The sequence below is a fragment of the Marinobacter xestospongiae genome (assembly GCF_023156385.1).
Classification (GTDB): Bacteria; Pseudomonadota; Gammaproteobacteria; order Pseudomonadales; family Oleiphilaceae; genus Marinobacter; species Marinobacter xestospongiae.
This window is the reverse complement of record NZ_JAKZAK010000007.1, coordinates 191,290-204,794: the sequence shown is the minus strand read 5'-3', so window position 1 is coordinate 204,794 and position 13,505 is coordinate 191,290. Positions and strand designations below refer to the sequence as shown.

The 13,505-nt window shown below is 62.5% G+C and carries 9 protein-coding genes and 1 tRNA gene; 1 reads left to right on the top strand and 9 read right to left on the bottom strand.

The features are described from left to right. Window positions 1-201: 201 nt before the first annotated feature. The 9 genes from MLD24_RS07415 to MLD24_RS07375 form a co-directional block, all read right to left on the bottom strand. Window positions 202-2,478, bottom strand: coding sequence for a sensor domain-containing diguanylate cyclase (locus MLD24_RS07415; RefSeq protein WP_248165743.1), 2,277 nt, complete (start codon window positions 2,476-2,478; stop codon window positions 202-204). A 141-nt stretch (window positions 2,479-2,619) separates the two neighbouring features. Beyond that, window positions 2,620-2,775 carry a hypothetical protein gene (locus tag MLD24_RS07410; RefSeq protein ID WP_248165741.1) on the bottom strand — a complete coding sequence of 52 codons (156 nt, stop codon included), beginning with the start codon at window positions 2,773-2,775 and terminating at the stop codon, window positions 2,620-2,622. Between the two features lie 200 nt (window positions 2,776-2,975). Further along, window positions 2,976-4,328 (bottom strand): sigma-54-dependent transcriptional regulator, encoded by a 1,353-nt coding sequence (locus MLD24_RS07405; protein ID WP_248165733.1) that lies wholly within the window; start codon window positions 4,326-4,328, stop codon window positions 2,976-2,978. Beyond that, on the bottom strand, window positions 4,325-6,130 hold the full coding sequence (locus MLD24_RS07400; protein ID WP_227173444.1) for a sensor histidine kinase: 1,806 nt from the start codon (window positions 6,128-6,130) through the stop codon (window positions 4,325-4,327). Before MLD24_RS07400 ends, MLD24_RS07405 begins: the two co-directional genes overlap by 4 nt. A gap of 118 nt (window positions 6,131-6,248) precedes the next feature. Continuing rightward, window positions 6,249-8,429, bottom strand: coding sequence for a TRAP transporter permease (locus MLD24_RS07395; protein WP_248165731.1), 2,181 nt, complete (start codon window positions 8,427-8,429; stop codon window positions 6,249-6,251). Between the two features lie 117 nt (window positions 8,430-8,546). Next, window positions 8,547-9,527 (bottom strand): TAXI family TRAP transporter solute-binding subunit, encoded by a 981-nt coding sequence (locus MLD24_RS07390; protein ID WP_248165729.1) that lies wholly within the window; start codon window positions 9,525-9,527, stop codon window positions 8,547-8,549. Window positions 9,528-9,841: 314 nt separating this feature from the next. After that, on the bottom strand, window positions 9,842-9,982 hold the full coding sequence (locus MLD24_RS07385; protein WP_227173439.1) for a hypothetical protein: 141 nt from the start codon (window positions 9,980-9,982) through the stop codon (window positions 9,842-9,844). Window positions 9,983-9,994: 12 nt separating this feature from the next. Further along, the gene (locus tag MLD24_RS07380; RefSeq protein WP_248165727.1) at window positions 9,995-11,161 is read right to left on the bottom strand and encodes a slipin family protein; all 1,167 of its coding nucleotides are present in this window, start codon (window positions 11,159-11,161) and stop codon (window positions 9,995-9,997) included. 348 nt (window positions 11,162-11,509) lie between these two features. Beyond that, a tRNA-OTHER gene (locus tag MLD24_RS07375) sits at window positions 11,510-11,579 on the bottom strand. A gap of 267 nt (window positions 11,580-11,846) precedes the next feature. On the opposite strand from MLD24_RS07375, the gene rtcR reads away from it, so the two are divergent. After that, entirely contained in the window at window positions 11,847-13,445 is a 1,599-nt protein-coding gene (gene rtcR / locus MLD24_RS07370; RefSeq protein ID WP_248165725.1) for an RNA repair transcriptional activator RtcR, read from the top strand. The last annotated feature ends 60 nt before the right edge of the window (window positions 13,446-13,505 follow it).

Below are 13,505 nucleotides of genomic sequence, written 5' to 3'. Positions count from 1 at the left end.
ACAGGCATCAATCCTGGCATGGACTCAAAAACGGGTTGATAGGAAGTATCGACGAGGAAGGCTGACTCAAGCGACCGCCGGCTGAAAACAGAACGACCAAATGCAACAAACCCCGGAAAACCGGGGTTTGTCAGCAGTCTGAAACCACCGGCAAACGCCGGTGGTTTTTTTATGGCGCGAGTATCCCGTCCGGACCAGACACTAAGCCGCCACGCAGTTGCGGCCCTGCTGTTTGGCCTTGTACAGGGCCTCGTCGGCCACCCGCACCAACTGCTCCGGCGAGTCGGTGGTGCCGGGCCAGGACGCCACCCCGATCGAAACCGTCAGCCCCCGCAGGGTCTGTCCCTCCACCTCGATCACGCGCTCGGACACCGACCGTCGCAGCAGTTCTGCCCGGTCCAGCGCCGGGAACTCCGCCGCCCCGGGCAGGATCACCACAAACTCCTCGCCACCGATGCGGCAAATCACGTCGCTGTCCCGGGTCTCCTCCATCAGCGCCGTGGCAACGGTCTGCAGGGCGGCATCCCCGGCCTGGTGACCGTAGCGGTCGTTGAAGCGCTTGAAGAAATCGATGTCAATCACCAGCACCGACAGCGGCAGTTCATGGCGGCGGGCCATGGCGATCTCATGACGCAGGATGCCGTCGAAGAAGCGGCGGTTCTTCAGCCCGGTGAGCGCGTCCTCGTAGGAATAGGCTTCCAGCTCCTCCCGCAGCCCTACGGTCGACAACGTCAGGGCCAGGTTCTGCAGCGCGTGTTCCAGCGCCAGAAACAGCTTGATGGGGTGAAAATGGGGGTCACTGCGGGTCACGTCCGGCGCATCCAGCATCAACGCACCAGCCACAAACGAGCCCCGCTCGGTCTTCTGCAACCGCAGGTGCAGGCACCAGGGCAGGGTCGGCGCGCCGTTGCTGCCAGCGTCCACTGCTGCCACCGAGGCCTGCTGCTCGTTCGGAGACAACAGCATCCGGGTAGCCGGCGGCAGCAGGCTGGGAAAGGCCTGGTCCAGGCCAGCCTGGGTATCGCCCCAACGGCAAAGCAGCTCAAAGGTACAGTCCTGGTCCAGGCGGCCGTAGAAACGGCCATGCAGGGGCTGACACAGAGTCGGCAGGCGGGAGGAGAACAATCCCAGGCCCTCCTTCAGGCTGCAGCAGTCCTGCAGTTCGGCAATCAGGTCGTTGAGCCGGCGGGTGCGTTCGTTCTCCAGCATCAACTGATTGGCCCGGATCTGCTCCCGCCGCGCCAGGCTCTCCAGGGAAGCGGTGCGTTCGCTGACCTTGTGTTCCAGATCGCGATTGAGATTGCGCAGGGCGGTCTGGATGCGGGTGTAGTGCCACAGACTGATCATCACGATGGCGATGGCAAACACCAGCGCCCCCCAACTGACCGGCACCCGGCCCCAGGGCAGAAAGCCATGGGCCACCGCCATATCCACCAGCAGTAACCCGGTCAGCAGTGCGTAACAGACCAAGATGGTGCGCTGTTCGCCGTTGACGTGGCGGAAGCGCGGCAGCACGGTGGTAAACAACACCAGGCTGCTGGCCAGATACAGCGCATCAAACACCGGAAAGGTGCTCGACAGGTTGACCCAACCCAGCAACGATGCCGACAGCGCCAGCACTGCGTAGGCCAGGTGGCCGCGCCAGATCCAGCGGATCACCCGCATCCGGGTGTCCTCCAGCCATTGCGACAGCAGCAACGCGATCGCCACCGGAATCAGGTAATAGGCGCCCGCCGCCAGGTAGTCCCACACCAGCGGCCGGTTCCACAGCAACTGGCCAGCCTGGCTTTCCGCCAGCAGCATCACACTCACCGCCAGCGAGAACAGCGCAATACTGGCAAAGCTGCGCTTCTCGGTCTGCACCAGGGCAAACACCAGCGCCAACAGTGCAATCAGCAGCGAGAAGCCCCCCACCACCAGGGCATCAAGGGAACGGTCGAGGATGTACAGCGACAGCTCCGAGCGCTCAAACAGCTTCACCTCGCCCCACAGGCCAATGTCGCTGTAATTGGAAAACACCCGGAAATACAGCGGCTGGCCCAGGTGTTCCCGGGCCAGTGGCACCATGTGCCAGGGCCAGCCCTCAAAGCGACCCTGGCCCTCTTCATCGAAGGTGCCGTACTGGTAGATGCGCTCCCCCCCGGCGTAGACCTCGACAATCAGATCCACACTGTAGATGTAGAGCACCGGATCACTCATCGGGGTAGCCGGCAGGGTGACACGAAACCAGGCGTTGGTGCGGCCCGCCCGCCCGGGCGGGTTGGAGGGAAAGCCGATCGCCTGCCAGCGATCCGCAGGGTCGGTGGCGGCACCATCATCGCCCAGGGCCCAGAGCGGCTGCCCCTGGTCAGTGCGCGGCGAATCCCCCCAGCGGTACTGCCATCCCTGATCGAGATCGACCCCACCGGGTTGGGCTTGAGCAATGGAAACGGGGAGCAGGCAGGCGAGCAGGATCAGTGTGCGGAGCACATCGAGCATAGGAATACGTACCAATGAACGTCAGGGTATCCTGAGTATAGGTCAGCTCAATGAAACTTTTTCAACCGCCTGCCGCCCTGCCACAACATTTAACCTACAACCACTGTACGGGACTGGCGAGCCTCTGGTTAACGCATGGTTCTACTGGTCCGGCGAGGCTTTGCCCGGGTCCGATTTCTTGCGACGGTGGTGACTGCGCCGCCGCCCCTGGCGAACGTAGCCTTCGGTTTGCAGCTGTTGCCAGGCGCTGCACAGTGACTGGCTGTTCCCTGCCATCAGGATGATTGACTTGCTCATGACCCTGCCTCCCGGGTGATTGACCGCTGAGACAAAAATATGGGCCAAGCTGGCGCATTATTCAAACAATAATCATTAACATTTGTGAGGAGATCCGCCGGAACTTGCTCCAGATCACCTTTTCAGGCCGGCTCCGGCAGTGAACAAAAGCCCCGCGCGGCGGATTCCGGACCTACAACGCCGCTCCGGGGCACCTGGCACTATTCGCGGAAATCGCTCTTATCGAGGCCGTGTTTCTTCATTTTGTCATACAGGGTTTTCCGGGCCACCCCCAGCTGCTCCATGGTGTCCTTGAGGCTGCCGCGATTGGCATTGAGCGCGCTGATGATGGCGGTGCGCTCAAACGCGTCCACCATCTCCGCCAGATTCTGGCGACCGGCGTCCGCGGCCGGCATCGCCACCCCGGAATCCTCGAAGGCCAGCGCCCCCAGCAGCACGTAACGCTCCGCCAGGTTGCGCAACTCGCGGACATTGCCGGGCCAGTCGTATTGCATCAGCTGGGCCGCCTGAGTGGCGTCCAGCGGCACTGTTTCGCGGTCGTAGCGGGCGGCGGCAATGAGGGCAAAGTGATGAAACAGCAGCGGGATGTCTTCCTTGCGCTCCCGCAGTGGCGGGATATCCACCTGCACCACATGCAGCCGGTAGTAAAGATCGGCCCGGAATTCACCGGCCTCGCTGAGCTGTTTCAGGTCCGCCTTGGTGGCCGCCACCACCCGCACATCCACCGCCACCGAGCTGTTGCTGCCCAGGCGTTCCAGCCGCCGCTCTTCCAGCACCCGCAGAATCTTCACCTGCAGGGCCAGCGGCATGCTCTCGACCTCGTCCAGGAACAGGGTGCCGCCGTCGGCGTGTTCAAACTTGCCGATACGGCGCTTGTCGGCGCCGGTAAAGGCGCCGGCTTCGTGGCCGAACAGTTCGCTCTCGATCAGGTTCTCCGGCACCGCACCGCAGTTGATGGCGACGTAGTTCTGCTGCCGGCGGGGGCTGTTTTCATGAATGTAGCGGGCAATGGCATCCTTGCCGGCGCCGGTTTCACCCCGCAGCAGGATGTTGGCGGAGGTCCCCAGCAGCGGATCGATGGTCGCGATCACCCGCTGCATCGCCTTCGATTCCCCCAGCAACCGCGGCCCGGGCTTGGCCAGGTGGCGGACCTGGGCCTTGAGGCGCCGGTTCTCCAACGCCAGCTGGCGTTTTTCCAGGGCATGGCGCAGCAGTTCCATCAGTTCATCGTGATCGAACGGCTTCTCGATGAAGTCGTAGGCCCCCTTCTGCATCGCCGACACCGCGGTGCTGATATCGCCCTGGCCGGTGAGAATGATCACCGGAATGGCATCGTCGATGGCGCGGACCCGGTCCAGCACCGCCAGCCCGTCCAGCTCCGGCATGTTGTAATCGCACAGCACCACCCCCTCGAATTCGGGGTTGATCCGCGCCAGGGCGCTGGCGCCATCCGCCAGGCATTCCGCCGGCAGATCTTCCAGCGCCAGGGTCTGGGCCATCACCCGGCGGATATCGGCGTCGTCATCGACAAACAGTACGGCTGGCTCGGTCATTCCACGGTCTCCCGCTTGATCAGTTCCACCATGAATTCAGCGCCCTCGCCGTCGCCGCGATTGCGGCCGGTCAGCCTGCCGCCCAGGGCTTCCACGATCTGGCGGGAGATCGACAGCCCCAGGCCCAGGCCCTGACTCATGGACTTGGTGGTAAAGAAAGGTTCGAACATCTGGTCGCTGTCGCCGGGCAGGCCGGGACCGTTGTCCCGAACCAGGCACAACCAGCGGTCGTCGCCATCAACAATGCGGATCTCAATCCGCGGGGCGGTGGTGGATTCCACCGCCTGTACGGCATTGGCCAACAGGTTCACCACCACCTGCTCGACCCGAATCAAATCACCATGACACATGACCGGCCATGACGGTCGTGGCCAGTCGAAATCGATACCGGTGCTGGCGTCCTGGGCGGAGATGATCTTCAGTGCGGCATCGATCGGCAGGCGCAGGTCCACAGCGGCCGGAGGACCTTCAGACTTGCGGGCAAACACCTTGAACTGACGGGTCAGCTCCGCCATTTTCTGGCACAACCCCTCAATCTCCGCCAGGTTGCCGGCCACAATCTCGGTGTCGCCCCGCTCCAGGAAACGCCGGCTGTTGCGGGCATAACTCTGGATCGCGGTCAGCGGCTGGTTCATCTCATGGTTTAGGCCCGCCGACATCTGCCCCAGCACCGCCAGTTTGGCGGCCTGGATCAGTTCCTGCTGGGTTTCCCTCAGTTCGTCTTCGGCGCGCTGGCGCTGGCTCACCTCATCCTGCAGCCGGCGGTTGGAGTTTTCCAGGTCGGCGGTACGCTCCGCCACCCGCCGTTCCAGCTGCACCCCCCGTTCCGCCAGCTCGGCTTCGCGGCGGGAGCGCTCGCGCAGGTACAGCCAGGCCAGGAACACGCCAAAGTACAGCACCACACCGGTCAGCAGAAACTGCAGCCGGGTCCACCACACCGGACCGGTGCCCAGCATTACCCGCAGGGTCCAGTCCAGCTGCGGCAAGGGCGTTTCCACACTCAGCAATTCGCGGTCACCGGCGGGAAAGCCCATCAACCGTGATCGCTCGGAGACCCCCCAGGGCCGGCCCTGGTCCACCAGCCGCACCGGCAGTAACGCCATCCGCGGGTAGCGCTCCTGAACCCGGATCTTATGCTGCACCGGCGCACTGCCAAAATTGCGGAACAGCCACTCCGGCCTACTGGTGAGGAAGCTGACACCGTCACCATCCAGCACCACCATTTCAGCATCGGCAAAGCTGGCGGGACGCTGCCACTGGGATTCCAGGTCGTCCACCAGCATCTTCACCACCAGCACCCCGAGGATGTCGCCACGGGGCGAGCGGATGGGGTGGGAAAAGTAGAGCCCGCGCACGTTGGAGGTGATGCCAAGGGCGAAGTAGATCGCCGTGTCCCGCTCCGCCACGGCATCGCTGAAGTAGGGCCGGTAGTCGAAGCGGCGACCGATGAAACTGTTGGCGGTGCCGTAGTTGTTGTGGGCGATGGTGCGCCCGGACAGGTCCAGCAGGTAGACGTCGGAAGCGCCGGCGATCTCCGCCATGCGTTTGAGTTCCTCGTTGGCCTGCAGCACCAGCGCCGGGTTGCCGGACTGCTCCAGGGCATGCTGCATCAGCGGGTGCTCCGCCGCCAGTTCCGGAATCGGCCGGTAGCGCCGCAGTTCATTGGCCACCAGCTGGCTGTAGCGGAAGGATTCTTTCAGGCTTTCCTGTTCCAGGCTGTGATAGCCATACCAGCCACCGATCTTCCAGCTCAGCAGGGCAACAACAGACAGCAGGGCCAGGGGCCAGAGTTTCCGGGTCATGGGTTCGCCTCAAAACGACAACACCTCCGCAACGGCAACCGCCACGGAGGTGTCAGTTTAGAGCATGGGCGGGGCGGGACAACTCCGGGGTTACCGGAATTGCCCTCCCCGACCTGGCTCAGGCCTGGGTGACCTGCTTGGCAGGCCCCAGTTTCTTCTGGGTCAGGTAGGCCACAACCACAGCCACCACCCCGGCCAGGTCGGTCATCAGCCCGCCTTCGATCATCAGCAGCGCCGCCGCCAGCAGCAGGATGCGGGTGAGAGCCCCCGCCGCCTGGCGGGCGAACCAGCCCTGCACCGAACCCGACAGCAGGTAAACACCAAAGGTGGCGGTCACCAGGGCCCGGGCGATCTCGAACCAGCCGGCTTCCATCAACAGGGCGCCGTTGTAGAAGAACATGAACGGTACGATGAACGCCGCCAGACCAATCCGGAAGGAGGCCACCGAGGTTTCCATGGCATTGGCACCGGAGATACCGGCCGCCGCGTAGGAGGCCAGCGCCACCGGCGGGGTAATGGCCGACACCACCGCGAAGTAGAACACGAAGAAGTGCGCGGTCAGCGGTTCAATTCCCAGCTGTACCAGGCCTGGTGCCACCACCGAGGCCGCCACGGCATAGGCCGCCGTGGTGGGCATCCCCATTCCCAGCAGGATGGAGATGAACATGGCAAAGATCAGCGCCAGCAGTTGGCTGGTTTCCGCCACACCCAGCAACAGCGAGGAGAAGCGGGCACCGACGCCGGTCAGCGAGATCACACCCACGATCACCCCGGCGCAGGCACACACCACGATGATCTGGATCGACATGATGCCCGACAACTGCAACGCATTGAGAATCGAGCGCAATCCCATCTTGTGGGGTGACAACCAGCTCACCACCACCGCCGATACCGTTGCCAGGGTACCGGCGCGGATCACCGAGTAGCCCATGAACAGTGCCACGATCAGGATCAGGATCGGTACGAACAGGTAAGCCTGCCTGGCCAGCCGCTTCAGCGACGGCAGCTCGTCGTCGCGCATACCACGCATGCCGGTGCGGGCGGCTTCGAAGTCCACCATGAAGTAAACCGAGGCAAAGTACAGAATCGCCGGGATGATCGCGGCAATGGCAATCTCGGTGTACGGGATACCGGTGATCTCCGCCATGATGAAGGCCCCTGCCCCCATGATCGGCGGCATGATCTGGCCCCCGGTGGACGCGGCCGCTTCCACCGCACCCGCGGTCTGCTTGCTGTAGCCCACCCGCTTCATCAGCGGAATGGTCAGGGAACCGGTGGACACCACGTTACCGGCACTGGTGCCGTTGATCATACCCATCAGGCCGGAGGCGAAAATCGACACCTTGGCGGGACCACCGCGAGAACGGCCGGCAGCGGCAAAGGCGAAGTTGACGAAGTAGTCCCCCACCTTGGACGCCTGCAGGAAGGCGGCAAAGATGATGAACAGGATGATGTAGGTGGACGACACCGCCGTAGTGGGTCCAAGCACCCCGGCGTCGGTGTACACCTGGCTGAAGAAACGCTGGATCGACAGCCCCGGGTAACCCAGGAAACCGGGCAGGTAAGGACCGGCAAACACATAACCGAGGAACACACCGGCGATGATCACCAGCGCCAGACCGGCCACCCGACGGGTCATTTCCATGATCAGCGCGGTACCGGCAATGGCGGCGAAGGAGATTCCCACCGGCGCAAAGGAGGTGCCGGTACTCATCCGCATGGGCGTGTTGTACACCACCAACAGGTAGCTGGCGGTGGCGATGGAACACAGCACCAGCACCAGATCCGGCAGGCTGAAGGCGGAACGCTGGCGACGGTGAACCCAGCTCAGCACGATGCCCAGGCCGGTGGCCGCCAGCAGCGGCCAGCCAAAGTGCCAGGTTTCCAGCTCCGGCGGCAGGCGCATGGCGCCCTCCAGTACCATCTGGTACATGTTCAGGGTCTGGAACAGGCTGTATCCCGCCGGCGCCAGCAGCACAATGGCGGCCCAGCTGGTCCAGCGCAGCTCGCCACGGCGCTCGTCGTCACTGAAGGCGGCACCGGAAAACAGCAGATACCCCAGGATCAGCGCGCCGCAGACGTGCACGATGCGGAACGACCAGGTCTCCAGGGGGGTGACGTTCAGGGTAAACAGGTGAAAGGCCGAATAGCCAATGGCCAGGGCGGTCACCGCCCACAGCAGCCAGGAGCCGTACAGGCGACGATTGGCCTCTACCGGCTCTTCGTCCACCCCATGGGCCAGCATGTGATCATCGTCTGGCAATGGGGTGTTCTGGGAGTGTTGGTTTTCAGAAGTCATGGCGTGTGCATCCCGGGGAAGAGCCGGTCGGAAAGGACCGGCCCGGGTCAGAGAAATCCTACCGGGGCCAGCGTTCGGCCCCGGTGACTTTTCGGTATCGGCGCGAAACCGGGTCCGTTACTTGATCTGGCTGGCTTCGATGGTGAAACCGTTTTCGTTGAACCAGCGCGCCGCGCCCGGGTGCCAGGGCAGTACGTTGTTCTTGACGTAGTTCTCCGGGATGGTGGTGCGGGCCGCCTTGTGGATGGAGACCATCTTGTCGTTGTTCTCCATGGTCAGACGGGTCATTTCGTACACCATGTCTTCGGGCATGTCACAGTTGGCCATGGCGAAGTTCCACATGGACACCGCCTGGGAGTCGGCTTCCAGAGTCTTGTAGGTGCTGGCCGGGATGGTGAACGGCGCTACCGGGTAGGACTCGGTGATCTGCGCCAGCTCGTCCTGGTTGAACTCGATGATGTTGATCTCAGACTGGACTTCCAGCTGGCTCACCGCGGGAATCGGGATACCGGCGGCGAATGCCACCACGTCGATCAGGCCATCCTGCAGCTGACCACCGAGGTCAGACCAGCTGCCGTTGCGGCGCTCGAAGTTCACCCCCAGGGTTTCCATCATTTTCGGGAAGTAGGTGTCGGAGGTGGAACCGGCCGGACCGAAGCCGATGCGGGCGCCGTCCGGGATGTCCGCGATGCTGGTAATGCCGGAATCCGCCAGCACGGTTACGGAGAACGGGGTCTGGTACATCGGGAACATCGCGCAGACGTTGTCCATCTGCATGCCCGGTGCCAGTGGACTCTTGCCTTCCAGGGATTCACGGGCCGGCCCCATGGTGGTCAGACCGAAGGACAGGTCACCGGTGTGAACCAGCGCCATGTTCTGAACCGGGCCGCCGGTGATTTCGGCACCGCCGGAGATGCCCAGGTTCTCGGCAATGTAGTTGGCCCAGCCAGAGCCATAGGCAAAGTAGGTACCGCCCTGACTGGCGGTGCCGACGGTGAAGCTTTCCGGCCAGTCGGAGCGGTCGGCGGCAACGGCGCTGGTGGTCAGGGTGATGGACAGGCTGGCGGCAGCGATCATCAGGCTGAGTTTGTTGTTCATGTTGAACTCCAGGTTGGCAAGCGTCTGTTTGTTGTAAGCGTGTCCCGGCGAACCGGGCGTTGTCCCAGCAGCCAAAGCAACTCCGGGGCCAAGTCTTCGAAATCGCTACAAAAGAACGTCCTCAGCCAGCCCCCAGCGAGACAAAAAAACGCGCCCGGGTAAGTAGTTACCGCAACAACAGAATCATCAACACGGGTCGGACCCGGCACCAGGCAGGCTCCTCCCCGGCCAATCCCCCGGCCTGACATGGGTAAGATTCCACTCGCCCCGAACCGGCAATGGGTGGATTTCCACCCATTGCCGGCATCCTCGCTTCAACCGCCAACCGATACCCGCAACAGGTCATTGAACGGCGCCACCGGCGGCTTCTCCACCGCCTCAGGTACACGCTCAGCCAGCGCCCAGAGGTTCTGGTTGATGTATCGGTCCAGCGCTTCCAGTATTCGATCTTTCATGTCTGCGCTCCCTCACCGCCGGGCGCCCGTCGGGGCTTGCTCCGGCTTGTCCGTCAGCCGGACCAGGTCGTTCATGACCGAGTCCAGGCCACCGTAGACGCTGATCCGGTCGATACGGTCAGCCACCTTTTCCAGGGTTTCCAACTCTTTCAGCCGCAACAGCGTTGGGTTGTTGTCCATCATCTTGGCGGTGTTGCTCAGCGACCGGGTGGCGGCGGTTTCCTCCCGACGCTGGATCAGGTTCGCCTCGGCCGCTTTCTGGGCCTGCACCACCTGATTGAGGATCTCTTTCATCTCCCCGGGCAGAATGATGTCCTTCACGCCCACCCGCTCCAGGGCAATGCCATACCCGGCCAGGGCATCGTGGCAATCCGCGAAGATCACCTCAGACACCAGGCTCTTGTTCGCCAGCAGCTCATCCAGGGTGCGAGTACCCACCACTTCCCGCAGCGACAGTTGCAGGCGCTTGTAGATGTAGTCCGCGACGTTGGTCAGACGGCCAGCCGCCTGTTCCACGTCCGCCAACTGGTAGACCGCATTGAGGTTGATACGCAGGCTGACGCGATCCTTGGTCAGGATTTCCTGACCGGCAACCTCCAGCATCTGCAGCCGCAGATCGTACAGCTGAATCTTGATGTCCCGACTGAAGGCCCAGTAGCCGTAGCGGCCCGCCTTCAGCGTCTGCACCAGCCGGCCATTGTCGAACAGCAGCCCGAGGTGACCATCTGGAACCAGGGTATGAACCAGGCGTGAACCCCGACCGCAACGATCCAGTCCGGCACGCACCAGCTGCGACAGCATCGGCTCAGGCACCGGCGCCAGCGCAGCCAGCGGAAAGCTCCGGATCTGCACTTTCAGGAGGTCTTTCCAGGTCACCAGCCGTTCCCCGGGCTCTAGCACCTGGACCAGCTCGCCATCCACATAGACCACGCCCACCTCATCCTCGGCCATGCGACGAACCTCAACTTCCTGGAGAAAAGCGTCTTCCTTGAGCAGTACATCCAACTGCGGATGGCGGATACCGTCCTTGCCAATCGTCAGCACATCGAACGAGAATCGGTTGGACAGACTGACGATACGGTGGCAGCCGGGCGCCAGCACCCGCTGGAACTGACGATCCCTGAATACCAGTACCCGCTCATCATTGGCGACCTGAACCTGATTGATGATCTTCCACATATCAATTCTCCTTCGATCGTGCTTACGCACTTCCATCATTTATTGGGCTGACGGGGGGTGCCAGGATTGAATCGTGGCGGCACGATGGGCCTCGCCGTTCGCGCCCGAACCAGCACCTGAACCCCTGTTACAGCGGCTCCAGATGGCGGATGCGGACGGCCCCGGTGTCGGCATGGCATTCCCTGACCACCATTGACCTGACCAGATTCGCAGCCTGACACGCAGGCCCGTCAGTGTTGGCGTTACTGGCCGGGATACGGTTCCCGGTATTCACGCCGGTTGCGGAGCGTTTGCTCCTGCCATGTCATTTAGAGAGGGGAGTTGAACCCCGGCCTTGCGGCTTTCCGGAAGCTTGCACAGGAGTCGAACCTGCGCCTGTCAGTTGTCACTGACTGCTCTACCACTGAGCTAACAAGCTGGCTGAATGCACGGTGGGGCGGAATATCCAGTTTCAGCGAAACCGATACCGGCCTGGACCAGAGCCAGGACCCCAGGGAGCCTCTGTTGGCATTCCCCCTGGCTATTTCAATCGCCGTGCCAGACTTCACCTGAAGTCAGACAAAACTTTTATCCAATTGTTTTAGCTAAAAAAATATTACTCAAACCAATTCAACCCATGGTTGCCAAGCTCAACCGCATCAGCAACAATGATCCAAATAAATTCAACTCAATCGAATTCGATCATATGAAAACAGTGGTTATTGGCCTGCTGGGCTCCGTGATGGACAAGCGTGGAAAGGGCGTCAAACGCTGGGAAACCTGGCGACCGACGGTCGGCATCTTCATGCAGGAAGACCTGCTGGTGGATCGCATGGAGCTGATCCACGACCAGCGCGACACCCGACTGGCCAACAACGTCGGCGCCGACATCGCGACCGTCTCGCCGGACACCGAGGTCCGCCTGACCGAGCTGAACTTCACCGATGCCTGGGATTTTGAGCACGTCTACAGCACCCTGCTGGACTTCGCCGAGAGTTACCCCTTCCGGCCGGACGAGGAACGCTACCTGCTGCACATCACCACCGGCTCCCACGTGGCCCAGATCTGCTGGTTCCTACTATGCGAAGCCAACTACATCCCCGCCGAGATCCTGCAGACATCGCCGGCCCGAGGCGAGCAACGGGCTGCCGGCCGCTGCCAGACCATCGATCTTGACCTGTCCAAGTACGACGTCATCAGCTCAAGGTTCCGCAACCAGCATCTGGAGGGCACGGCGTTCCTCAAATCCGGAATCGCCACCCGCAACCCGACCTTCAACGCCATGATTCAACAAATTGAGAAGGTCGCCATCCGCTCCACCGCGCCACTGCTGATCACCGGGCCGACCGGCGCCGGCAAGTCCCAGCTGGCGCGGAGAATTTTCGAGCTGAAGCAGAAACGGTCACTGATTCGCGGCGACTTCGTGGCCGTCAACTGCGCCACCATTCGCGGCGACGGTGCCATGTCGGCACTGTTCGGCCACACCCGCGGCGCTTTCACCGGCGCCCAGCAGGCCCGCCGGGGGCTGCTGGCGAAAGCGGACAAGGGCCTGCTGTTTCTTGATGAGGTGGGCGAACTGGGGCTGGATGAACAGGCCATGCTGTTGCATGCCATTGAGGAGAAACGCTACTACCCGGTCGGCTCCGACAGCCCCTGCGAAAGCGATTTCCAACTGATCGCCGGCACCAACCGCGACCTCCACGCCCAGGTTGCCCAGGGCACCTTCCGGGAAGACCTGCTGGCGCGCATCAACCTGTGGAGCTATCAGCTGCCCGGACTGAAGGACCGTCGCGAGGACATTGAGCCCAACCTCGACTACGAACTGCAGAAAGCCGAAATCCAGATGGGCCACAAGGTCAGCTTCAACAAGGCCGCCCGCACCCGCTTCCTGGCCTTCGCCCTCAGCCCCGCAGCGAGCTGGCGCGGTAACTTCCGCGATCTCAATGCAGCGGTGCAACGCATGACCACGCTGGCGGACGGCGGCCGCATCAACGAGCAACACGTAATCGACGAGATCGACCGCCTGAACCGGCAATGGCCCCGGCCGGCAACAAACCAGGCCCCGAACATAGAGCTCAGCGATTACCTGTCAGCCGCCACACTGGAAGAGATTGATCAGTTGGATCAATGGCAACTGCTCAAGATCATTGCCGTGTGCCGGCAGAGCCGGTCGCTGTCCGAGGCCGGCCGCACCCTGTTCGACCGCTCCCGCACCCGCAAGCGCTCCAACAACGACTCGCACCGGTTGCGCCAGATACTGGCCAAGTACGCGCTGTCGTTCGAGGATCTGGTTGATCGAAAATGATCTAAAACAACATTCAAGGATCACTTTCACTTCACCTCCAACCGGCAAGCAAAAGAAACA

Bases quoted from the DNA above. Each gene is read 5' to 3' on its own strand.
- MLD24_RS07415 (WP_248165743.1), bottom strand. From the start codon at position 2,478: ATGCTCGATGTGCTCCGCACACTGATCCTGCTCGCCTGCCTGCTCCCC.
- MLD24_RS07410 (WP_248165741.1), bottom strand. From the start codon at position 2,775: ATGAGCAAGTCAATCATCCTGATGGCAGGGAACAGCCAGTCACTGTGC.
- MLD24_RS07405 (WP_248165733.1), bottom strand. From the start codon at position 4,328: ATGACCGAGCCAGCCGTACTGTTTGTCGATGACGACGCCGATATCCGC.
- MLD24_RS07400 (WP_227173444.1), bottom strand. From the start codon at position 6,130: ATGACCCGGAAACTCTGGCCCCTGGCCCTGCTGTCTGTTGTTGCCCTG.
- MLD24_RS07395 (WP_248165731.1), bottom strand. From the start codon at position 8,429: ATGACTTCTGAAAACCAACACTCCCAGAACACCCCATTGCCAGACGAT.
- MLD24_RS07390 (WP_248165729.1), bottom strand. From the start codon at position 9,527: ATGAACAACAAACTCAGCCTGATGATCGCTGCCGCCAGCCTGTCCATC.
- MLD24_RS07385 (WP_227173439.1), bottom strand. From the start codon at position 9,982: ATGAAAGATCGAATACTGGAAGCGCTGGACCGATACATCAACCAGAAC.
- MLD24_RS07380 (WP_248165727.1), bottom strand. From the start codon at position 11,161: ATGTGGAAGATCATCAATCAGGTTCAGGTCGCCAATGATGAGCGGGTA.
- rtcR (WP_248165725.1), top strand. From the start codon at position 11,847: ATGAAAACAGTGGTTATTGGCCTGCTGGGCTCCGTGATGGACAAGCGT.